Raw genomic sequence first — 22,317 nt, forward strand, 5'->3', positions numbered from 1 at the left:
CGCGCGGGTCCGGGGTCGTCCCGCGTCCGGCCGGTTCAGGCCGCGACGTGCAGGAGACGGGTCGTCGTCGCGGTGCCGTCGCCCGGCGCGCCGGCGCTGCCGGGCAGCGCGACGGTGAACAGGGCGCCCCCCTCGGGAGCCCGGCCGGCAGCGAGCGTCCCGCCGTGCTCCCCGAACGCCTTGGTGGCGAGGGCGAGCCCGAGCCCGTGCCCGGCGGTGCTCCGGGCGGCCTCCGACCGGTAGAAGCGGTCGAAGACGTGGGGGAGGTCGGCCTCCGCGATCCCGGGTCCCTCGTCGGCGACCTCGAGGCGGTGGCCGACGAGGCGCACGTGCACCGTGCCGCCCGGCGGGCTCCAGGTGACGGCGTTCTCGAGCAGGTGGCCGACGGCCCGCTCCAATGCACCGGCGTCGCCGACCAGGACCGTCGGGGTCAGCCGCAGGTCGAAGCCGACCCCGGTGCGGTCACGCACGCGTCCGACGGCCGCCTCGACGACGTCGCTCAGGTCGAGGGGCTCGCGGACCGCCGGCACGCTCTCGCGGGCGAGGTGCACGAGCTCGGAGACCAGGGTGCTCAGCTCCACCGTCCGGTCGAGCGCCTCCGCGACGACCTGGCCGCGCTGCTCGTCGCTCAGCCGCCGGCCGGCCGTGTCCAGACCCAGCAGCTCCAGGTTGGTGCGCACGCTCGTCAGCGGGGTGCGGAGCTCGTGGCCGGCGTCGGCGACGAGCCGGCGCTGCTGGTCCCGGGAGAGCGCGATGCGGCACAGCATCAGGTTGAACGTCTCGGTCAGCGCGGCCAGGTCGCCGCCGCCGGACTCGGGCGAGACGGGTTCGAGGTCCTCGGTCTCGGCCACGTGCCGGACGGCCTCGGTGAAGCGGCGGACCGGCTGGAACGCCGTACCGGCGACCGTCCTGCCGAGCAGCCAGGCCCAGACGACGCCGATGCCGCCGACGAGGAGCACCACGAGCCCGAACACGTTGAGGACCTCCTCGCTCGACGCGAGGGGCCGCCCGACGACGAGCACGTAGCCCTCCTCGCCGAGCGGCACCGTCACCAGCCGGTAGACCTCGCCGTCGCTGCTCGTCGTGTTCCGCACGGTCTGCCGCTGCTCCTGCGCCGCCGCCACCTCGGGGCGGCCGAGGTCGAGCGAGAGGGCCTCGCCGCGCACCGACAGCACCGTGCCGTCCGGACCCACGGCCTGCACGACCGTGGTGCCGGTCCCCAGAAGCCGCGGCCCGAGACGGCCGAGGCGACCGAGGTCCTCGACGGCCCGGGGCGCGAGGTCCTGGGCCATCTGCAGCGAGCCGCGCTCGCTGATGTCGTAGAGCGTGGCCCGGAGGGCGAGCCAGCCGGTCAGGCAGGTGACCAGGACGGTCAGGCCGACGGCGAGCATGGTGAGGAAGGTCAGCCGGCGTTGCAGCGGGCGGGCTCCCAGGACGACGTCGCTGAGACGCCGAGGGGCGTTCGTCATCCGGGTCCACCTCCGGGGTGCCACGGCCTTGGCGGTGACCACGACGGCACCGGCTCGAAGCCGAACCCCCGGACGGCGCTGACAACGTTAGCGGTGCGGGTCGGACCGCGTGCCGGAACGGCGTTTCCTGCGACGCCGAGCGCGCGCCCACCGCCCTGCGTGGCGCGTACGGGCAGGATGGGGCGCTTCGGCACCCCGTACGACCGGAGCGGACCCATGAAGCACCCGAACGACGTCACCCACTGGTACAGCCCGCTGGGGCGCAAGGCGGCGTCCGTGGTCACCGGCGTCGGCCACCGGATCGGCGCCCAGCCCGCCCTGGCGGTCATCCTCACGGCCGGCGTGGTCGTCGCCTTCCTGATGGCCTTCCTCGTCGCCCGCGTCTACGACGCGGTGACGGACCGCGACGGCATCGCGAACCTCGACCGGCCGCTGCTGCAGGAGGCGATCCAGCTCCGTACGCCGTGGCTCGACACGCTCGCCTCCGGGATCGCCTACCTCTTCGGTCCCGTCGGCATGCCCTGCATGGCGGTCGCCGCGATCCTCGTCCTGGCCCTGCACCGGCGGTCGCGGACCCCGCTCATCCTGATCGCCGGGGCCGGCGTCGGCTCGCTGCTCATGACCATCGCGGGCAAGGACATCATCGGCCGGAGCCGGCCGCCGCTGTCCGAGGCCGTGCCGCCCTTCGAGTACTCGCCGTCCTTCCCGAGCGGCCACACCCTCAACGCCACCGTCATCGCCGGCGTCGTGGGCTACCTGCTCTGGCTGCACCGCCGCACGGTCGTCGCCCGGGTCGCCTGCGTCGTCGTGCCGGTGGTCATCGCCGTCGTGGTCGGCCTCAGCCGGGTCCTGCTCGGGGCGCACTGGTTCACCGACGTCGTCGCCGCCTGGCTGCTCGGGGCGGCCTGGCTCGCCCTGGTCGTGACCGCGCACCGGCTCTACCTGACCGCCCGCGAGCGCGGCGCCCCCGAGGAGCCGCAGCCCCTCCGGTCCGGTCAGGCCGCCCGCCGACGCTGACCGGCGCCCCATGGATCATGGGCGCGTGCCCCTGACCCTGCCCAGCCCCCGCACCCTCACCGACACGGAAGTCCCCGCCCTGCGCTGGGGCGTGATCGGCACCGGCATCGCGGACCCGTTCGTCGGCGCGATCCACGCGCACACCCGGCAGCGCGCCGTGGCGGTCACGGCCCGCGACGCCGCCAAGACCGAGGCGTTCGCCCGCCGGCACGGCATCGGGACCGTGCACACGAGCGTCTCCGCCCTCGTCGAGGACCCCGAGGTCGACGTCGTCTACGTCGCCACGCCCCACCCGCTGCACCACGAGCAGGCGCTGGAGGCCATCGCGGCCGGCAAGCACGTCCTGGTCGAGAAGCCGATCGCCATGTCGGCGCAGCAGGCCCGGGAGATCACCGACGCGGGCCGGGCGGCCGGGGTGCTCGTGCAGGAGGCGATGTGGACGCGCTACCTCCCGCAGTCCGACGTCCTGCGCCAGGTGCTCGCCGACGGCCTGCTCGGCGACGTCCGGCTCGTCCGTGCGGACTTCGGCTTCGTCTTCGGCTTCGACCCCGCGCACCGGCTGTGGAATCCCGAGCTCGGCGGGGGAGCGCTGCTCGACGCCGGCGTCTACCCGATCGCCTTCGCCTCGTCCGTCCTCGGGCCGCCGGACGCCGTCACCGCCGCGGGCTCGCTGGCCCCGACGGGGGTGGACGAGCGGGCCGACCTGCTGCTCCCGTCGGCCGGGGCCAACGCGCTCGTGTCGACGTCGCTCGTCGCCCGCCTGCCGATCACCGCGTCGGTCGTCGGGTCCGAGGCCCGGCTCGACGTGCACAGCCCGTTCTTCGGGCCCACGGGTCTGACGCTGACGACGGGCTCGGCCACGTCGGAGGAGTCGCTGACGTGGAGGGACACGACCTTCGACAAGCTGAACGAGGGGCTGAGCCACCAGGCCGTCCACCTCGCCGCGTACGTCGCCGAGGGCCGCGTCGAGTCACCGGTCCACGACCACGCCGAGGTCGTGTCGATCATGGCCACGATCGACGAGGCCCGGCGCCAGCTCGGGGCGGCAGGGGTGCCCGGCGCAGGCGGCTCCGGGATGTAGTCAACTTGTGCACCGAAGTCGGTGCACAGGTCGCCGCGCTCTGACCGTACGAAGGACGTCCCGATGTCGCTGCCCTCCGCCGACGCCGACTGGTGGCGCAACGCCGTCGTCTACCAGGTCTACCCCCGCAGCTTCGCCGACAGCGACGGCGACGGCATCGGTGACCTCGACGGCGTCCGGGCGCACGTCGACCACCTCGCCCGCCTCGGCGTCGACGCGGTCTGGCTGAGCCCGTTCTACCCGTCCGCGCTCGCCGACGGGGGCTACGACATCGACGACCACCGCGACGTCGCCCCCGAGCTCGGCGACCTGGCCGCGTTCGACGCCATGACCGCCGCGCTGCACGAGCACGGCATCCGGGTGATCGTCGACATCGTCCCCAACCACACCTCCGACCGGCACCGGTGGTTCCGGGCGGCGCTCGCCGCGGAACCGGGCTCCGACGAGCGGGACCGCTACGTCTTCCGGCAGGGTCGCGGGGCGGACGGCTCCGAGCCGCCCACCGACTGGGAGTCCGACTTCGGCGGTCCGGCCTGGACGCGCCTGGACGACGGCTGGTGGTACCTCCACCTCTTCGCGCCCGAGCAGCCCGACCTGAACTGGGACCGCCGCGACGTCCGCGACGACTACCTCGAGACGCTGGCGTTCTGGGCCGACCGCGGCGTCGACGGCTTCCGGGTCGACGTGGCCAACCTGCTGGTCAAGGACCTGACCGAGCCGCTGCCCGACCGGGCCGAGCTGGCGACCCGCACCGACGGCAACCACGCGTACGAGGACCGGGACGCGGTGCACGAGGTGTACGCCGAGTGGCGGACGCTCTTCGACTCCTACGACCCGCCGCGGATGGCCGTCGCGGAGGCGTGGGTGCCGGCCCACCGCCGCGCGCGCTACGCCAGCCCGGAGAGCCTCGGGCAGGCGTTCAACTTCGACCTGCTGACCGCGCCCTGGGACGCCGAGACCTGGCGCCGGGTGATCGAGGAGAACCTCGACCTCGCGGCCGAGAGCGGCTCCACCTCCACCTGGGTGCTGTCCAACCACGACGTCATCCGGCACCCCAGCCGCTACGGCATCACCGCCGCGGCCGGTCAGCCGAACGAGATCGGCTACATCCCGGCCTTCGGGGTCGACCCGGAGATCACCGTGGACACCGCGCTCGGCGCCACGCGGGCGCGCGCCGCGACCCTGCTGATGCTGGCCCTGCCGGGGTCGGCGTACCTCTACCAGGGCGAGGAGCTCGGGCTCTTCGAGGTCGTCGAGATCGACGCGGACAAGCGCCAGGACCCGACCTTCTTCCGCACCGGCGGCGAGCGGCTCGGACGCGACGGCTGCCGCGTCCCGCTGCCCTGGACGAGCGCGCCCCCGTCGTACGGCTTCAGCCCCGAACCGGCCGCGGCGCCGCCGCACCTCCCGCAGCCGGCGTGGTTCGCCGACCTCAGCCTCGAGCGCGAGACCGACGACCCGACCTCGAGCCTCAGCCTCTACGTCGCCGCGCTCGCCCTCCGGCGCGAGCGCGCGGCGGGCGAGGGGCTGACCTGGGTGCCCGCCGGGCCCGGGGTCGTGCACGTCGTGCGCCCCGGCGGCTGGCACTGCCTCACGAACTTCGGCCCGGAGCCCGTCGCCCTGCCCGAGGGCGAGGTGCTGCTGGCCAGCGGACCGCTGGCGGACGGCCTCGTCCCGGCGGATCGGACGGTCTGGTTCCGCGAGGCCTGAGCAGACTCGTGATGTGGCGGCTCGGGCGATGAGTCTCGTCCCGGCGCCGGTCTACCTCCGTGACGGCACGACCACACGCACCGGGAGCGGGACATGGGACTGATCCACCTCGAGCTGTTCTCCACCCTCGACCTCGTCGGGCAGGCGCCCGGCGGGCCGGAGGAGGACCCGGAGGGCTTCTCCTTCGGGGGCTGGCAGGCGCCGCTGACCGACGAGGTCACGGGCCGGCAGGTGCTCGCCGCGTACGAGGGCACGGACGCGCTGCTGCTCGGCCGCCGGACGTACGACATCTTCGCCGCCTACTGGCCGCACCAGGAGGGCGGCGCGGACGACGACATCGCGACGCTGTTCAACCGGGTGCCCAAGTACGTGGCCTCGCGGGGCCGGCCGGACCTGGCGTGGGCCGGGTCCACGCTGCTCGGTCCCGACCTGGCCGCCGCGGTGCGGGAGGTGCGCGAGCGCCACGAGCACGTGAAGGTCGTCGGGAGTCTGGACCTGGTGCAGACGCTGCTGCGCGAGGGGCTCTTCGACCACATCGACCTGTGGCTGCACCCGATCATGCTCGGGGTGGGGAAGCGCGTGTTCGCCGACGGGGCGGTCCCCACGAACCTGACGCTCCTGGAGCGGCCCACGTCCGGGCCGAAGGGCACCGTCCACCTGCGCTACGCACGGGTGGACGGCACCCCCGGCACCGGGGACATGGCCGCGCGGGACGGCGGTGCCGACGCGGCCGGCTGAGCCCTAGACCTCGCGGGTCTTCGGCGAGCTCTCGTGCGTCCGAGCCGGGTCGCGCTCGATGACCGGGTCGAGGATCTCGTCGATCTTGGTGAGCAGGTCGGCGTCGAGGGTGACCCCGGCCGCCGCGGCGTTGTCGGCCACCTGCTCCGGGCGGGAGGCGCCGATGATCGCCGTCGCGACGTTGTCGTTCTGCAGGGTCCACGCCACCGCGAGCGCGGCCATGGAGAGCCCGGCCTCGTCGGCGAGGGGCTTGAGCTGCTGCACCCGCGCGAGGACGTCGTCGCGCATCCAGCGGGCGATCATGTTCGCGCCGCCCTTCTCGTCGGTCGCGCGCGAGCCGGCCGGGGGCTGCTCGCCCGGCTTGTACTTGCCGGTGAGGACGCCCTGGGCGATCGGGGACCAGACGACCTGCGAGATGCCGAGCTCCTTCGAGGTGGGGACGACCTCGCCCTCGATGACGCGCCACAGCATCGAGTACTGCGGCTGGTTGGAGATCAGCTGGAACCCCAGCTCCTTGGCCAGCGCGGCGCCGTCACGGAGCTGCTCCGCGGTCCACTCGCTGACGCCGACGTAGAGGACCTTGCCCTGGCGGACGAGGTCGGCGAAGGCCTGCATCGTCTCCTCGAGCGGCGTCTCCACGTCGTAGCGGTGGGCCTGGTAGAGGTCGATGTAGTCGGTCTGCAGGCGCTTCAGCGAACCGTGCGCCGCCTCCATGATGTGCTTGCGGGAGAGCCCGACGTCGTTGTGCTGCTTCGGCCCGATCGGCCCGAACACCTTGGTGAAGATCTCCACCGACTCGCGCCGCTCGCCCTTGAGCGCCTCGCCGAGGACGGTCTCGGCCTTGGTGTTGGCGTAGACGTCGGCGGTGTCGAAGGTCGTGATGCCGTTGTCCAGGGAGGCGCGGACGCAGGCGAGCGCCTGCTCGTTCTCCACCTGGGAGCCGTGGGTGAGCCAGTTGCCGTAGGTGACCTCGGAGATCTTGAGGCCCGAGTTGCCGAGATAGCGGAATTCCATGACCCCCACACAACCACGGCGCCCTCCTCGCACCCGGCGGGGACCGCCCTAGACTGCCGCGGTCCGCCTCGGGCACCCGCTCGGGCACGACCACCGCGAGGACCCGATGCCCGCCCGACCCGCTCCCGGCTCGACCGTCCCGGCCCACCCGCCGGCCCACCTGTCCTGGCTGGCCGACCACGAGCGCGGGCTGCTGCGGTTCGGGCGCCGGGTCGTCCGGGGCGACGGGCTCGCGCACTGGCTGACGGTCGACGGCACGCCCGACCCCGACCGGACGGGCGACGTCTACATGGCCGCCCGGATGGCCCACGTCTACTTCCTCGCCGGGATGCGCGGCGTGCCCGGCTGCACCCCGCTCGCGGCCCGGCTGCTGGCCGGCCTCGCGAGCGCCGGGCGCGACGCCGTGCACGGCGGCTGGGTCGAGCACGTCCCCGACCCCGACGCGCCGGCGGGCTCGGACGACCCGGACGCTGCGGCGGACGCCGACAAGCAGGCGTACACGCACGCGTTCGTCATCCTGGCCGCCGCGACGGCCACCGTCGCCAGAGACCCGGGCGGCCCGGCGCTGCTGGCGGACGCCACCCGGACGACGTCCGAGCGGTTCGGGGACCCGGGCACCCCGCTCTTCGCCGACAGCGTCAGCGCCGACCTTCGGACGACGCGGGCGTACCGCGGGCTCAACGCCAACATGCACATGGTCGAGGCCCTCCTCGCGGCGTACGACGCGACCGGCGACCGCGCGCTCGCGGAACGGGCCGACGGGATCTGCGCCTTCGTCGTCGAGCAGGCGGGCGCGCACGGTTGGCGCATCCCGGAGCACTACGGCGAGGACTGGGTCCCGCAGCTCGAGCACAACCGGGACCACCCCGACGACCAGTTCCGTCCGTACGGGGCCACGATCGGGCACGCCTTCGAGTGGTCGCGGCTGCTGGTCCAGACGGGCCACGCGCTCGGCGCGGCCGACCGGTACCGGGACGCGGCCGAGCGGCTGTTCGCCCGCGCGGTCGCCGACGGCTGGGTCGGCGGGGAGCACCCCGGCTTCGTCTACACGACCGACTGGGACGGCTCGCCGGTCGTCCCCGACCGCGTCTTCTGGGTGCCCGCCGAGGCGATCGGCGCGGCCGCGACGCTGGGGCAGCTGACCGGCGACGAGCGGTACGCCCGCCACTACGTCGACTGGTGGGACCACGTCGCGGAGGTGTTCGTCGACGCGGACCGCGGCTCCTGGCACCACCAGCTCGACACCGACAACCGTCCGACCAGCACCATCTGGTCGGGCAAGCCCGACCTCTACCACGCCTACCAGGCCGTGCTGCTCTCCCAGCTCCCCGTCGCAGCGAGCGTCGCGGGGGCCGTCGCGCTCATGCGGGGGTGAGCAGGCCCTGGTCGCGGACGGCGGCGAGGGCGAGGGTCTTGTAGCCGACCTCGTCGAAGAGGACCGTCAGGCGGTCGTCCTCGACCGACATGACCACGCCGTGGCCCCACTCCGTGTGCTCCACGCTGCCGTTGCGCGGGAAGGTGTCGTCCTGCGGTGACAGGTCGTGCGCCGTGCCCGCCGCGCAGGTGTCGCAGTTCCCGCACGCGTGCTCGAGCTGCTCGCCGAAGTAGCCGAGCAGGAGCTGGCGACGGCAGCCGGTGGTCTCCGCGTACGCGCGCATCATCTCGATCCGCGACTCCACGAGCCGCTGGTGCGTCGCGGCGACCTCGACCGCGCGGTCGACCGCCTCGCCGGGGTTCAGGTCGGGGTCGAGGTACTCGAGGCGGCCCCGGTCGTCGGTCGTGACGGCGCCGGCCTGCTCGAGCAGGTTGACGGCGCGGGTCCGCCGGGCCGCGGGGACCTTCGTGGCGCCGTCGTCGGCGGCGGCGTCCAGGGCCCGGCCGAGGTCGGCCGGCCGCAGCGGCTCCTCGGTGTCGACCAGGGTCTCGGCCACCACGGCGAGCGCGTCCGCGGGCGGCCGGCTGGCGGTGAGGAAGCGCTGCAGGTGCAGGTCCTCCGGGCGGTAGAAGAGCGTGACGTCGGCGGGCTCGCCGTCGCGGCCGGCCCGTCCGACCTGCTGGTAGTAGGAGTCGAGCGACTCGGGCGCCGAGGCGTGCACGACGAACCGCACGTCCGGCTTGTCGATGCCCATCCCGAACGCGGACGTCGCCACCACCACCCCGACGTCGCCGGCGAGGAAGTCCTCGTGCACCCGCCGGCGGTCGGCGGCCCGCATGCCCGCGTGGTACGCCGCCGACGTCAGCCCGGCCTGCGCGAGCTCGGAGGCGTACCACTCGGCGTCCTTGCGGCTGGCCGTGTAGACGAGCCCCGAGCGGGTCTGCGGGTCGGCCATCAGGGTCCGGACGTGCAGGACGACCGCGTCGCGCTTGCGCCGCTCCTCGCTGACCCGCTGCACCGCCAGGCGGAGGTTCGGGCGGTCGAAGCTCGCGACCACCTCGCGGGGGTCGTGCAGGCCGAGCCGCCGGACGATGTCCTGCCGGACCGGCAGCGCCGCGGTCGCCGTGAGCGCGACCACCGGCGGGTGCCCGAGCCGTTCGACGACGGGCCGCAGCCGGAGGTAGTCGGGACGGAAGTCGTGGCCCCACGCGGACACGCAGTGGGCCTCGTCGACCACGAACAGGCTGACGTCGAGCCCGGCCAGCTCGTCGACCACCTCGTCCTTGGCCAGCTGCTCGGGGGAGAGGAAGAGGTACTCCGCGTCCCCCTCGCCGACGGCCTTCCAGGCGTGCCGCGTCTCGCTGACCCGCTGGCTGGAGTTCACGGCGACGGCCTCCGGCGCGGCTGAGCCCTCGATGCTGCCGAGCTGGTCGCGCTGCAGCGCCAGCAGCGGGGACACGACCAGGGTCGGCCCGTCGAGCAGCAGCGCCGGCACCTGGTAGATCGCCGACTTGCCGGCCCCGGTCGGCAGCACGGCCAGCACGTCGTGGCCCTCCATCAGCTGCTCCATCGCCTCGAGCTGCTCGGGGTGCAGCTCGGGCCAGCCGAAGGTGTCGGTGGCGACCTGGAGGAGCTGGTCGGCGTACGCGGACATGTCGGCGTCGTACCCGGGCCGGGCCGCGGTCAACCAGGGTCGGGCGCGGCCCGCGTCGCGCCCAGCGGTACGCCTTCCCGGTCGACCGGGCGTGACGACCGGGCACACGTACCGCTCGGCGCCGGCGCGGACCGGTCGGGGCTGGTCGGAGCGCGAGGCCCTGAGTCAGGACCTCGACCGCGACCCGGCCCGGCGGGCCTGGCGCGCCGGCAGGGTGGTCAGCAGCAGCAGGACCACCAGGACACCCGCGGCCGCGAGGGTGCCGCCGTCCAGCCCCTCGGCCACGTCGAAGATCAGCAGGACCGTCCCGGTCATCACCACGCCCAGGCCGACCAGCGCGCAGCTGAGCAGGCGGTGCCCGCGGTCGACGACCTCGCGCTTCTCGTGCTGCCGGAACAGCCGCCGGTGGAGCACCACCGGCGCCAGCGCGAGGGCCGTCGTCACCGTGGCCGCGAGCACCAGCAGCAGGTAGAGGTCGTGCTGCAGCTCGCTGAGCGTCGTGAAGCGTGGCTGGAAGGCGATCGTCAGCAGGAACCCGCTGAGGATCTGCGTACCGGTCTGCACGATCCGGGTCTCCTGGAGCATCTCGTTCCAGTTGCGGTCGCTCTGCTCGTTCGCCGTCTCGTCGCGGCCGTCCTCGACCGTGTCCGCGTCCTCGTCCATCCGCACCCCCGTCGCCCGGCGGCCGTGCGCGCCGCACGGGTGGCCCCTACCCCGGAAGGCGGGGGACAGGCGCGATCACGAGAAGAATAGAGGAAGCGACGCCGTGAGGAGTTGCCGCGCGGGCGGGCGGATCCGTAAAATCGGGCGCCTGTGGTCGCCCTCCCGGGCGACGTCACCGGTCGTCCGCGGAGCGGGCCCCGGCCCTGGGTCAGACAGCGGCTCACGCAGGCTCGGCCCTCGTACGCACAGGGCCGGGTCACCGCTGCCCGGAGGACGCCCGTGACCACGCCCGCACCCTCGCCCGAGCGCCGTACGAACCCGACGACGGCGTTCACGGAGCTCGGCCGGATGCTGCACTCCGACCGCCCGCTCGGCCCGACCCTCCAGCGGGTGGCCGAGCTGGCCCGGGACACCGTCCCCGAGCTGACCGACGTGTCGGTGACGCTCGTCAAGGACGACCAGCCGCGCACGGTGGTGTTCACCGGGCCGCTGGCAGTGGACCTCGACGAGCGGCAGTACGCGGAGGGGTTCGGGCCCTGCACGGACGCCGCGGTCTCGGGGGCGACGATCGTCCTGGACACGGCCCGACCCGACGACCGCTACCCGGAGTTCGCGGCCATCGCCGCCGCCGCCGGCGTCACCCACGTGCTCTCCGTCGGGCTGCCGATCCCGCAGCGGAGCATCGGCGCGCTCAACATGTACTCGCGGGCCAGGACGGCCTTCCCCGCCTCCTCGATCGCCCTGGCCGAGTCGTTCGCCGGCTACGCCGCGTTCGCGCTCGCCAACACGCTCGAGTACCAGGACGCCCTCGACCTCGTGACCAACCTGCGGACCGCGATGGCGTCGCGCTCGGTCATCGAGCAGGCCAAGGGCATCGTCATGGCCAGGGAGCACTGCACGGCCGACGAGGCGTTCGGCGTGCTGACCCGGCTGTCGCAGCACACCCACGTCAAGCTCCGCCAGGTGGCCGAGCGGGTGGTCGCCGAGGCACAGGGTCCGCAGACCGACCACGGCCGGACCGCCTGAACGCGTCACAGTTTTGCGCCGCGGAGGGCCGGGTAGGCCGATCGTGTACGGGGCCCGCACCACCGCGGGCGGCGTACGGGGGCCGATCCGGCCCCACCACCGGCACGGGCGCGCGGCGCCCGGAGGGGAACGTGACGCATGAAGGGTCTGGTCTACGAGGGACCGAAGCAGGTCGCCGTCAAGGAGGTGCCGGACGCGAAGGTCCAGGGACCGCTGGACGCCGTGATCCGCCTGACCACGACGAACATCTGCGGGTCGGACCTGCACATGTACGAGGGCCGGACCGCGGTCGAGGAGGGCAAGGTCCTCGGCCACGAGAACATGGGGATCGTCGAGGAGGTCGGGCCCGGCGTCCAGCAGGTGAAGCCCGGCGACCGCGTGTCGGTGCCGTTCAACATCGCCTGCGGCACCTGCCGGAACTGCCAGACCGGGTGGTGGTCGTTCTGCACCCGGGTCAACCCGACCGAGGGCATGGACGGCGCCGCGTACGGCTACGCGAACATGGGCCCGTACGACGGCGGCCAGGCCGAGTTCCTGCGCGTGCCGTTCGCCGACGTCAACCTGCTGCACCTGCCGCAGGGCACCGAGCACGAGAACGACTTCACGATGCTCTCGGACATCTTCCCCACCGGCTGGCACGGCGTGGAGCTATCCGGCTTCGTCCCCGGCGACCGGGTGGCCGTGTTCGGCGGGGGGCCCGTCGGGCTGATGGCCGCGCACAGCGCGATCATCCGGGGCGCGAGCGAGGTCTTCGTCGTCGACCAGGTCCCCGACCGCCTGCGCCTGGCCGAGTCGATCGGCGCGGTCGGGATCGACTTCTCCGCCGGCGACCCCGACGAGCAGATCCTCGAGCGCACGGGCGGTCTGGGCTGCGACCGCGGGGTCGAGGCCGTCGGCTTCCAGGCGCACGACGCCGCCGGCGAGGAGCACCCCGCGCTGACCCTCGACCACCTCGTGAACGTCGTCCGGACCACCGGCGGCATCGGGGTCGTCGGGGTCTACGTCCCGCAGGACCCGGGCGTCGACCCGCCGGAGCGCGCCGACCGGGTGGACTGGCAGTACGGCACGTTCTTCACCAAGGGCCAGTCGATGGGCACCGGGCAGGCGCCCGTGAAGCGCTACAACCGGCAGCTGCGCGACCTGATCATCAAGGGCCGGGCCCGTCCGTCGTTCATCGTCTCCCACGAGGTGCCCCTGGACGAGGCGCCCGACGCGTACGACAAGTTCGACCGCCGCGTCGAGGGCTACACCAAGGTGCTCCTCAAGCCCCACGGCTGACCGCCCCGGCCGTACGCCGACCCCGACCGCCCCGACACCCGTTCCTCCGGAAGAAGACGCATGCCCGCACGACTGCTCCGTTGCCGCCCGACGTGCTGACAGGGGACGACGGCGCCCGGGACCGGGCCCTGCGCGACGTGGACGAGGCCGGCCTCGCCCGCCTGATGGCGGCGGTGGCCGAGAGCCTCCACCACCAGTCGGAGACCGAGGACGTGCTGCGGGGCATCGTCCTGGCGGCCCGGGACACCATCCCGGGGGTCGAGCACGTGGGCGTCACGGTCGCGCACCGCAACGGGCGGATGGAGACCGTGGCCGCGACGGGCCCGCTGGTCTACCAGGTCGACGACCTGCAGTACCGGCTCCACGAGGGTCCCTGCGTGGACGCGCTCGTGGGCCGCACGGTGACGACCAGCGAGGACCTGGGGCGCGAGGACCGCTGGCCCCGGTACGCCCCGGCGGCCTCGGCCCTCGGGATCGCCTCCCAGCTGGGCATGGAGCTCTTCGACGAGGAGCGCACGACGGCCGGGCTCAACCTCTACGCCTCCAGGGCGCACGCGTTCGACACGGCGACGCTGCAGATCGCCCGCCTCTTCGCGGTCCACGCCGCGCACGCGCTGGGCCGTCGGCTGGCCGAGCAGCAGCTCACGGAGGCGCTCAGCACCCGGAAGGTGATCGGTCAGGCGGTGGGCATCGTCATGGAGCGCTACCGGCTGAGCGAGCAGCAGGCGTTCACGTTCCTGACCCACGCGTCCCACGACAGCGGGACCAAGCTCCGCCTCATCGCCGCGCAGCTCGTCGACGACGTCGACCGCCGCGGCGCGGCGGCGCACCGCGACCGGTCCGGGCACGGCCACGACGGTGGTGCCCGGGGTGCGGGCGGTCCGGACGGGACCGGCCGCATCGAGAGGCCGTCGAGCTAGCGGAGGTCGCGGACCGAGCCGCGCAGCTCGAGGCGGCCGAGCAGGATCGTCCGCGACGGGGCGGGCGGCTCGTCGCCGAGCAGGGCGACCACCGTCCGGGCGGCGGCCCGGCCGAGCTCGAACGTCGGCACCACGAAGGTCGACAGCGGCGGGGACAGCAGCGCGCTCTCGACGATGTCGTCGGTGCCGATCACGGAGACGTCGTCCGGCACACGGAGCCCGGCGTCGGCCAGGGCCGCGTACGCCCCGATCGCGGTCCGGTCGCTCACCGCGTAGACGGCCGTGGGGCGGTCGGGCAGGGCCAGCAGCGTCCGCATCTGGTCGTAGCCCTTGCGCTCGGTGCCGGCCGGCTGCGGGGGCACGAGCGCCGGGTCGACGGGGATGCCCGCCTCGGTCAGCGCGGCCTCGTGGCCCCGCCGGCGGTCGGTCAGCCCGACGTAGCGCGTCGAGCCGGCCAGCATGGCGATCCGGCGGTGCCCGCGCTCGAGCAGCGCGCGGGTGCAGCGGTAGCCGGCCGCGAAGTTGTCGGCGACCACCGCGTGCACCGGCGCGTCCAGGTAGTTCTCGAGCAGCACGGTGGGCGTCCCGGTCGCGAGGACCCGGTCGATCACGGCCTCGCCGACGTCGCCGCCGTTCGCGACGATCACGGCGTCGACGTCGCGGCCCACGAGCCGCCGGAGCTCGGCCACCGGGTCGTCCTCGCCGCGATGCAGGTGCAGCAGCATCGCGAGACCGGCGGCGCGCAGGCCCGCCTCGACCCCGGCGAGCACCTCGGTCATGAACCCGTCGCGGGCGGCCGCGGGGGACAGGGCCTCCATGACCAGGCCGACGAGGGCGGGCGGGGCCGATGCGGGGTCGCGGCGCTGGGGGACGTAGCCGAGGTCGGCCACGGCGCGCAGCACCCGGTCCTTCCGCTCGGCCGAGACACCGGGCTTGCCGTTGAGCACCAGGGAGGCCGCGGACAGCGGGACCCCGGCGCGCGACGCCACGTCGCGCAGCGTGGGCCCCCGGGACGGAGGCGCGGCACCCGTGGTCACGAGGACGACCGTACGCGAGAAGCGTTCTCCGGAACAGACGTGAACACGGAGAAGTCGTTCTCGGAACCTCTTGCCGCCGGACGAGAACGTGTTCTACCGTCGGCGCAGGGTGCCGGTCTTGCAGCGGCCCGGCCCGGACGAGGACGACGAGGAGCACCCACGTGCACAGCAGCACAGACGCGACGGTCGGCGTCCCGCTCGACGGCGTACCGGTCCGCTACTCCCGCGACCTGTTCGGCCACTTCGTCGAGCACTTCCACCGCCAGGTCTACGGCGGGATCTACGAGCCCGGGTCGCCGTTGAGCGACGCGTCCGGTTTCCGGCTCGACGTCGTCGAGGCGATGCGGGAGCTGCGGCCCAGCGTCGTCCGCTGGCCCGGCGGGTGCTTCGTCTCCAGCTACCACTGGCTCGACGGGGTGGGCCCCGACCGTCGCAGCCACTACGACAAGGCCTGGCGGGTCAGCGACCCGAACACCTTCGGCACCGCCGAGTTCGTCGCCTGGTGCGCGGCGATCGGCGCCGCGCCGTACGTCTGCACCAACGCCGGCACGGGCACGGCCGAGGAGATGAGCGACTGGGTCGAGTACTGCAACCTGCCGGAGGGCGGCCGCTGGTCGGACCTGCGGGCGCAGCACGGCAGCCCGGAGCCGCTCGCCGTGCCGTTCTGGAGCATCGGCAACGAGAACTACGGCGCCTGGGAGATGGGGGCCAAGACCCCCGCGGAGTGGGCGGTGCTGGTGCGCGAGGCCGCCAAGATGATGCGTCGGGTCGACGAGTCGATCACCCTGCTGACCGCGGCGCGAGCGGACCTGGAGTGGACGCTGCCGCTGCTCGAGGCGGCCGGCCCGTACGTCGACATGGTGTCCATCCACGGCTACTGGGACAAGCTCGACCAGGTCGACCACCCCTCGGACTACCGCACGGCCGTGGGGCAGTCGCTCGGCCCGCAGCACGACATCAGCCGCACCGTCGCCATCCTCGAGGCGGCCGGCCTGGGCGACCGCGTCACGATCGCCTTCGACGAGTGGAACCTGCGGGGCTGGCACCACCCGGACGGCACCAGCCGGCGGGCGATCGAGGCGCGGGACCGCAACGACGACAACAGCACGTACACGATGGCCGACGCGCTCTTCTCGGCCAGCTTCCTCAGCTCGTGCCTCCGGGCCGGCGACACCGTGCGGATGGCCAACATCGCGCCCAGCGTGAACACCCGCGGCCCGCTCTTCGTGCACCCCGACGGCGTGGTCCGGCGTAGCACCTTCCACACCCTCGCGCTGTTCGCCGGCGAGCTCGGCCCGCTGGTCCTCGACGCGACGGCGACGAGCCGGACCCTCGACGGCACCGACGTCCCGGTCCTCGACGTGCTCGCGACGGTCAGCGAGGCCGGCGACGAGGTCCAGCTCGTGCTCGTGAACCGCGATCCCGAGCGCACCCTCGAGTGCCGGGTGTCGCTCGGCGGCCGGCTCCTCGAGGGCGACCACCCGGCGACCCTGCTGACCGCGGACGGTCCCGACGCCTACAACGACGTCGACCACCCGACGTCGGTCGTCCCGCGGTCGGTGACCACGCACTTCGCGGAGGGCGGCACGGCGCTCGGACCCCACTCGCTGACCGTCGTCCGCGTCGCGCTGCCGTACGCGCACCCGGCCGGCGTCGTGGCGGTCGACGCTCCGGCGGGGTCCTGGACCCTCAGCGGCGGGGTGTGGGCCCGGCGGCGGACCGGCTGAGCAGCCGGGGCCCGGCGACCTGGAGCACGGCGCCGGTCCCGAGCCCCACGAGCATGATCGCGCCCATCGCGGTCGGGGTGCCGCCGAGCAGCCCGGCCAGCGGGGTCCCGAGCCCGCCGATCCCGAAGGCCAGCCCGCCGGACAGGGCCGCCGCCGTGCCCGGGGTCGCCGAACCGAGCGCCTGCGTCCGCGTGGTGGTGCCGGTGATGACCAGGCCCTGCGCCCCCGTGACGACGGCGAGGCAGGCCCAGACGACCCAGCCGGGCGCGTGCAGCAGCGCGCCGGTGAGGACGCCGGCGGACGCAGCGGCCCCCACGACGAGACCGACGGCGAGCAGCCGGTCCTCCGAGACCCGACCCACGATGCGCCCGAAGAGGAGCGTCGACGCGATCATGCAGCTCGCGTTCGTCGCGAAGACGACCGTGTAGAGCGTCTCGGAGTAGCCGTACCAGGTCTGGAAGACGAACGAGCTCGTCGCGATGTAGGCGAAGAAGCCGACGGTGGCGATGCACGACGTGACGAGGTAGAGCGTGAAGCGCGGGATGCGCAGCAGCTCGGCCATCCGGTGCGTGCTGGCCCGCAGGCCGACACCGTCCGAGCGGCGCTCGGGCGGCAGCGTCTCCGGGAAGCTCGTGACGACCGCGACGAGCAGGACGACCCCGACGACCGCGAGGAGCCAGAAGGAGAGCCGCCAGGTCCCCACGCCGAGCAGCGCACCGCCGACCAGCGGGGCCACGACGGGGCCGACCGCGTTGATGGCGGCCAGGGACGCGATGACCCGGGCCCGTCGGACGCCTGACAGCACGTCGGTGACCATCGCGCGTCCCGCGACGGTGCCGGCCGCGCCGGCCAGGCCCTGCACGAGCCGCGCCACGAGCAGGACCGGGGCGGTGGGGGACAGCGCGCAGGCCACCGACGCGACGACGAACGCCGCCGTCCCGACGACCACGAGCCGCCGTCGTCCGACCGCGTCGCTGAGCGGTCCGACGAGCAGCTGCCCGACCGCGTACGCGACGAGGAACGCGGTGAGCGTGAGCTGCGCGACCGCCGCGCTGGTGCCGAGGTCGGCCGCGAGCTCGGGCAGGCCCGGGATGTACATGTCGGTGGCCAGCGGCGAGATCCCGACGACCACCGCCAGCGGCACGATCGGAGCGAGCTGCCGCCCGCCCGTCCGGGGCGGACCCACCACGTCTGTCGCTGTCACGGCCTCCACCGTACTTGAACGATTCAGCCCGCAGCGGGTCCCGTACGCACCGGGCCGGTCGAGTCGCCGGGCACGAGGGTGCCGGCCAGCAGGCGGGGCGGGGACGCCGGCCCGCCCTCGAGGAGCCGGAGCAGCGCCTGCACGCCGAGCTCACCCAGCTCGGCACCCGGCGAGGACATCGACGTCAGGGCTGGCTCGACCGAGGTGCTCGCCTCGGTCGAGGTCAGCACCGAGAGCACCGAGACGTCCTCGGGGATGCGGACCCCGTGGCGCAGCAGGCCCGACACCAGTCCCGGCGCCGCGAACTCGTTGAGCACGAGGACGGCCGTCGTCGCGGGGTGGGCGCTCAGGATCCGCTCGGCGACCGCCCGGCCCGCCGCCGTGGTCTGCTCGCACTCGAGGATCACGACCTCGAAGCCCCGTTCGGCGGCGATGCGCCGGTAGGCCGCCGCGGACCGGACGAACGGGCCGTAGCTGCGGTAGCTCGCCTCCTCCTGGCTGCCGGCGACCATGACCAGCCGCCGGTGCCCGAGGCCGAGCAGGTGGTCGACCGCCTGCTCCATCGTGCGGTCGAAGTCGATGTCGACGTAGACCAGGCCGGTCAGGTCCGCGGAACGCCCGATGAGCGTGAACGGCGTCCGCGTGCGGCGCAGCACCTCGACGCGCGGGTCCTCGAGCTGCACCTCCATCAGCAGCACCCCGTCGACCAGGCCCTGGCCCACCAGCTGGGTCAGCTCGGCGGCGTCGTTGCTGACCGGCCAGAGCACGAGGTGGTACCCGGCACGGCCCGCCGTCCGCGCGGCGCTCGTGACGAACTCCATCCCGGACGCGCCCAGCTTGTGCTCCATCGCGGGGTAGACGAGCGCGACGACCCGCGTACGCCGGCTGGCGAGGGCCCGCCCGACCATGTTGCGACGGAACTCCAGGCGCTCCATCGCCTCCTCGATGCGCTGGCGCGTCTCGGGGGCCACGGGCTTGGTGTTGTTCACGACGAAGGACACCGTGGCGATCGAGACCCCGGCCGCCTCCGCCACCTGCCGCATGGTCGCCGCCACCGCGTCGCACCTCTCCTTGATCGTCAGGACGACCGTACGGGCTGGACGGCCTCGCCGAGGGGGCCCGGAGCACCGGTGGACAGATCGACCCCTTGACAAGACCCGACGGCCCATTCCAAACTCGGCCCACGCGCAGTTAAGCGCTTAACCGACGATCTGTCAGCCCGTTCGACCAGGCCTCCGCGGCCTGCTCCGACGTGCCGGGCGGACGTCGCGGCGAGTCAGCAAAGGAGCTGGACTGATGATCACGAAGCGACTGGCGGCCGTGGCCGCCCTGGCGGCACTGGCCCCCCTGTCCCTGGCCGCGTGCGGCGGCGGCGGAGGTTCGTCCTCCTCGTCCGGCGGCGGTTCCGCCGCCACCGTCGACAGCCTGAAGGTGCTCGACTACTACACCGACGAACCCGGCAAGACCCAGATCGGCGACATGCTGACGGCGTGCGGGACGTCGATCGGCGTGGCCAAGATCGACCGCGAGGCCGTGCCCGGCCCGACGCTGATCCAGAAGGTCCTGCAGCAGGCCTCGTCGAAGTCGCTGCCGGACGTGCTGATGCTCGACAACCCCGACATCCAGCAGATCGCCGACACCGGCGCGCTGGCCCCGCTCGGCGACTTCGGGATCACCGCGGACGGCTACGCGCCGGGTCCGGTCGCGGCCGCGACCGCCGACGGCAAGCTCTACGGCCTGCAGCCCGGGGCCAACACGATCGCGATCTTCTACCGCAAGGACGTGCTCGAGAAGGCGGGCGTCAAGCCTCCGACGACCTGGGAGGAGCTGCGGGCGGACGCCAAGAAGCTCACGGTCGGCAAGCAGTACGGCTTCGCCTTCAACGCCACCGCCGACTACGAGGGGGCCTGGCAGTTCCTGCCCCCGATGTGGAGCAACGGCGGCGACGAGACCGACCTCAAGAGCCCCCAGGTCGCCCAGGCGCTCCAGCTGTGGAAGGACCTCGTCGACGACGGCTCGGCGTCCAAGAGCGTCGTCAACTGGAAGCAGTCCGACGTCAACGACCAGTTCATCGCCGGCAACGCGGCGATGATGCTGAACGGCCCGTGGCAGGAGCCCGCGCTGGACAAGGCGAAGGTCGACTACGGCGTCGTGCCGTTCCCGGTCAACCAGGCCGGCCAGACCTCCGTCGCCCCGCTCGGCGGCGAGGCGTGGACGGTCCCGATGACCGGTGACCAGGCGAAGATGACCAAGGCCGCCGAGCTGGTGAAGTGCATGAACACCGACGCCAACCAGCTGCTGCGCGCCAAGGAGGGCGGGCTCGTCCCGACCAAGCTCGCGCTGGCCGACCAGTTCAAGGCCGAGGTCCCGGCGATGGCGGGGTTCACCGACGCCGTCGGCCAGGCCCGCGCCCGGACCGGCAAGCTCGGCTCGAAGTGGCCGGACCAGGCCAAGATCATCTACACCGGCGTGCAGCTCGTGCTGACCGGCCAGGCCGCGCCGGCCGACGCGATGGCCAAGGCCGGCGCCTAGCGGGTCGGCGGAGGAAGGAGCCGACGGATGTCGGCCACCCGGACCCTGACCCCCGCACCGCCCACGGACACGCGTACGCCGGGCGAGGTGACCGCCCGGCGACGGGGTGGGCGGCGCCTCGAGGACGTCACCAAGGTGCTGTTCGTGGTGCCGGCGGCCCTCGCGATCGCCCTGCTGTTCGGCTACCCGGTCGTGAAGAACCTGGTCATGAGCTTCCAGGACTACGGGCTGAAGACGTTCTTCACCGGCGAGGCCCCGTTCGTGGGGCTCGCCAACTACGCGGCCGTCGTGGGCGACCACGTCTTCGACCAGGCCGTGGTGAACACCGCGCTGTTCACGCTCGGCTCGATCGTCGGCCAGTTCGTCATCGGGATGCTGCTCGCCCTGTTCTTCCACCGGAGCTTCCCGCTCAACGGGGTCCTGCGCGCGCTCTTCCTGCTGCCCTGGCTGCTGCCGCTGATCGTCGGCAGCGCGGCCTGGCGGGCGATCCTCGAGCAGGACAGCGGCATCCTCAACGTCACGCTGCAGAACCTGGGCGTGATCGACGGCCCCGTGCCGTGGCTGACGTCGCCGAGCGTCGCGCTCCTCGCCGTCGTGCTGGTGAACATCTGGCTCGGCATCCCGTTCAACCTGACGCTGCTCTACAGCGGCCTGCAGGACATCCCGGACGAGCTGTACGAGGCGGGAGCCCTGGACGGGGCGACCGGGTGGCGGGCCTTCTGGTCGATCACCTGGCCGAACCTGCGGCCGGTCGTGAGCGTCGTGCTCATGCTCGGCGTGATCTACACCCTGAAGGTGCTCGACATCATCCTCGGGCTCACCCAGGGCGGTCCGGCCAACGCGACCCAGACCATCGCGCTGCAGTCCTACCAACGCTCCTTCGTGGAGTTCAAGTTCGGCGAGGGGGCGGCGCTGAGCAACATCCTGATCGTCATCTCGCTGGTCTTCGCCGTGATCTACCTGCGCGCCAACCGGCGCCAGGTCGACGAGTAGGGGAGGGCACGTGCCCACCACGCTGTCCGGACGCCGCGCCCGCGGTCCCGTCCGCACCGCCATCGCGATCGTCCTGCTGGGGTTGCTCCTGTTCCCCGTCTACTGGATGGTCAACATCTCGCTGCAGCCCAGCGGCAACGCGCTGTCGGGGACGTTCTTCCCCACCCACCCGAGCCTCGCCGGCTACCGCTCGGCGATCGCCGACCAGGGCGGGCACCTCGTGATCAGCCTGCTGGTCGCGGCGGGCACGGTCGTGGTGACCCTCGTGGTCTCCGCGCCCTGCGCGTACGCGCTCGCGCAGTTCCGGTTCCGGTGGATCAGCTGGGCGCTGCTCGCGATCCTGATCTCGCAGATGATCCCCGGCATCGTGATCGCGAACGCCCTCTACACGGCGTACGAGCGGCTCGGCCTGCTCGACTCGGTCCCGGGGCTGATCATCGCCAACGCGGCGAACGCCATCCCCTTCGGGATCCTGATCCTGCGCTCGTTCATGCTCGGCGTGCCGCCGTCGATCGTGGAGGCCGCGCGGGTCGACGGGGCCGGGCTGTTCCGCGCGTTCCTGTCGATCGTCGTCCCGATCAGCCGGAACTCGTTGATCACGGTCGGGCTGTTCTCGTTCCTCTTCGCCTGGAGCGACTTCATCTTCGCCCTGACCCTGACCACAAAGGGCCAGGTCGTGCCCGTCACCCTCGGGATCTACACCTACCTGGGCGCGCACATCGCCAACTGGAGCGCGGTCATGGCCACGGCCGTGCTCGCCTCCGTCCCGGCGATCATCCTGCTGGTCGTCGCCCAGCGCTACATCGCCGCCGGGGCCACCGGCGGAGCCGTCAAGTGACCAACCCCCCTCGGGCGTCCCCGCGACGCCCCCGCACCACG

At 73.4% G+C, this 22,317-nt stretch carries 19 protein-coding genes; 12 read left to right on the plus strand and 7 right to left on the minus strand.

The genetic code is table 11. The features are described 5' to 3' along the window. Positions 1–35 precede the first annotated feature (35 nt). Complete coding sequence (locus ABD665_RS01745; protein ID WP_204912522.1) at positions 36–1,469, minus strand: ATP-binding protein; 1,434 nt, start codon at positions 1,467–1,469, stop codon at positions 36–38. Positions 1,470–1,685: 216 nt separating this feature from the next. On the opposite strand from ABD665_RS01745, the gene ABD665_RS01750 reads away from it, so the two are divergent. The 4 genes from ABD665_RS01750 (at position 1,686) to ABD665_RS01765 (ending at position 6,015) form a co-directional block, all read left to right on the plus strand. Next, positions 1,686–2,486, plus strand: coding sequence for a phosphatase PAP2 family protein (locus ABD665_RS01750; protein ID WP_204912521.1), 801 nt, complete (start codon positions 1,686–1,688; stop codon positions 2,484–2,486). A 25-nt stretch (positions 2,487–2,511) separates the two neighbouring features. Further along, complete coding sequence (locus ABD665_RS01755; RefSeq protein WP_204912520.1) at positions 2,512–3,567, plus strand: Gfo/Idh/MocA family oxidoreductase; 1,056 nt, start codon at positions 2,512–2,514, stop codon at positions 3,565–3,567. A 63-nt stretch (positions 3,568–3,630) separates the two neighbouring features. After that, entirely contained in the window at positions 3,631–5,277 is a 1,647-nt protein-coding gene (locus tag ABD665_RS01760; protein ID WP_204912519.1) for an alpha-amylase family glycosyl hydrolase, read from the plus strand. 93 nt (positions 5,278–5,370) lie between these two features. Continuing rightward, positions 5,371–6,015: a dihydrofolate reductase family protein gene (locus ABD665_RS01765; protein WP_204912518.1), complete on the plus strand. Its 645-nt coding sequence runs from the start codon at positions 5,371–5,373 to the stop codon at positions 6,013–6,015. Positions 6,016–6,018: 3 nt separating this feature from the next. Here ABD665_RS01765 and ABD665_RS01770 read toward each other — a convergent pair whose 3' ends face one another. Next, entirely contained in the window at positions 6,019–7,029 is a 1,011-nt protein-coding gene (locus ABD665_RS01770; protein WP_204912517.1) for an aldo/keto reductase, read from the minus strand. 106 nt (positions 7,030–7,135) lie between these two features. Here ABD665_RS01770 and ABD665_RS01775 point away from each other — a divergent pair, with 106 nt between their 5' ends. After that, positions 7,136–8,404 carry an AGE family epimerase/isomerase gene (locus tag ABD665_RS01775; RefSeq protein ID WP_204912516.1) on the plus strand — a complete coding sequence of 423 codons (1,269 nt, stop codon included), beginning with the start codon at positions 7,136–7,138 and terminating at the stop codon, positions 8,402–8,404. Here ABD665_RS01775 and ABD665_RS01780 read toward each other — a convergent pair. Together ABD665_RS01780 and ABD665_RS01785 are read right to left on the minus strand one after the other, a co-directional pair. Next, complete coding sequence (locus ABD665_RS01780; RefSeq protein ID WP_204912515.1) at positions 8,391–10,058, minus strand: RecQ family ATP-dependent DNA helicase; 1,668 nt, start codon at positions 10,056–10,058, stop codon at positions 8,391–8,393. The genes ABD665_RS01775 and ABD665_RS01780 overlap by 14 nt on opposite strands. Before the next feature lie 165 nt (positions 10,059–10,223). Beyond that, positions 10,224–10,721 carry a DUF6328 family protein gene (locus tag ABD665_RS01785; RefSeq protein WP_204912514.1) on the minus strand — a complete coding sequence of 166 codons (498 nt, stop codon included), beginning with the start codon at positions 10,719–10,721 and terminating at the stop codon, positions 10,224–10,226. A 279-nt stretch (positions 10,722–11,000) separates the two neighbouring features. Here ABD665_RS01785 and ABD665_RS01790 point away from each other — a divergent pair, with 279 nt between their 5' ends. From ABD665_RS01790 to ABD665_RS01800, 3 genes are all read left to right on the plus strand, one after another. Beyond that, a complete protein-coding gene (locus ABD665_RS01790) occupies positions 11,001–11,747 on the plus strand; it encodes an ANTAR domain-containing protein (protein WP_204912513.1) in 747 nt (248 codons plus the stop codon). Positions 11,748–11,885: 138 nt separating this feature from the next. Then, on the plus strand, positions 11,886–13,025 hold the full coding sequence (locus ABD665_RS01795) for an alcohol dehydrogenase catalytic domain-containing protein (RefSeq protein WP_204912512.1): 1,140 nt from the start codon (positions 11,886–11,888) through the stop codon (positions 13,023–13,025). A 92-nt stretch (positions 13,026–13,117) separates the two neighbouring features. Beyond that, positions 13,118–13,945, plus strand: coding sequence for an ANTAR domain-containing protein (locus ABD665_RS01800; protein ID WP_204912511.1), 828 nt, complete (start codon positions 13,118–13,120; stop codon positions 13,943–13,945). Here ABD665_RS01800 and ABD665_RS01805 read toward each other — a convergent pair. Next, positions 13,942–14,982, minus strand: a complete 1,041-nt coding sequence (locus ABD665_RS01805) for a substrate-binding domain-containing protein (protein WP_204912510.1) — start codon at positions 14,980–14,982, stop codon at positions 13,942–13,944. The two genes, ABD665_RS01800 and ABD665_RS01805, sit on opposite strands and share 4 nt — an antisense overlap. 161 nt (positions 14,983–15,143) lie before the next feature. On the opposite strand from ABD665_RS01805, the gene ABD665_RS01810 reads away from it, so the two are divergent. Continuing rightward, the gene (locus ABD665_RS01810) at positions 15,144–16,709 is read left to right on the plus strand and encodes an alpha-L-arabinofuranosidase C-terminal domain-containing protein (protein WP_204912509.1); all 1,566 of its coding nucleotides are present in this window, start codon (positions 15,144–15,146) and stop codon (positions 16,707–16,709) included. On the opposite strand, the gene ABD665_RS01815 is transcribed toward ABD665_RS01810, so the two are convergent. Beyond that, positions 16,672–17,913 carry a Bcr/CflA family efflux MFS transporter gene (locus tag ABD665_RS01815; RefSeq protein WP_204912508.1) on the minus strand — a complete coding sequence of 414 codons (1,242 nt, stop codon included), beginning with the start codon at positions 17,911–17,913 and terminating at the stop codon, positions 16,672–16,674. The two genes, ABD665_RS01810 and ABD665_RS01815, sit on opposite strands and share 38 nt — an antisense overlap. 23 nt (positions 17,914–17,936) lie before the next feature. After that, the gene (locus tag ABD665_RS01820; RefSeq protein WP_344740841.1) at positions 17,937–18,968 is read right to left on the minus strand and encodes a LacI family DNA-binding transcriptional regulator; all 1,032 of its coding nucleotides are present in this window, start codon (positions 18,966–18,968) and stop codon (positions 17,937–17,939) included. A gap of 241 nt (positions 18,969–19,209) precedes the next feature. Between ABD665_RS01820 and ABD665_RS01825 the strand changes: the two genes are divergently transcribed. Genes ABD665_RS01825 through ABD665_RS01835 form a run of 3 tightly spaced genes read left to right on the plus strand, consistent with a single transcriptional unit; the run spans position 19,210 to position 22,276 of the window. Next, positions 19,210–20,445, plus strand: a complete 1,236-nt coding sequence (locus ABD665_RS01825) for an extracellular solute-binding protein (protein ID WP_204912507.1) — start codon at positions 19,210–19,212, stop codon at positions 20,443–20,445. 27 nt (positions 20,446–20,472) lie between these two features. Further along, complete coding sequence (locus tag ABD665_RS01830; protein ID WP_204912506.1) at positions 20,473–21,438, plus strand: ABC transporter permease subunit; 966 nt, start codon at positions 20,473–20,475, stop codon at positions 21,436–21,438. A 10-nt stretch (positions 21,439–21,448) separates the two neighbouring features. Continuing rightward, positions 21,449–22,276, plus strand: coding sequence for a carbohydrate ABC transporter permease (locus tag ABD665_RS01835; RefSeq protein WP_344740845.1), 828 nt, complete (start codon positions 21,449–21,451; stop codon positions 22,274–22,276). Positions 22,277–22,317 lie beyond the last annotated feature (41 nt).

It is taken from the genome of Microlunatus spumicola (assembly GCF_039536445.1).
GTDB classification, from domain to species: domain Bacteria; phylum Actinomycetota; class Actinomycetes; order Propionibacteriales; family Propionibacteriaceae; genus Microlunatus; species Microlunatus spumicola.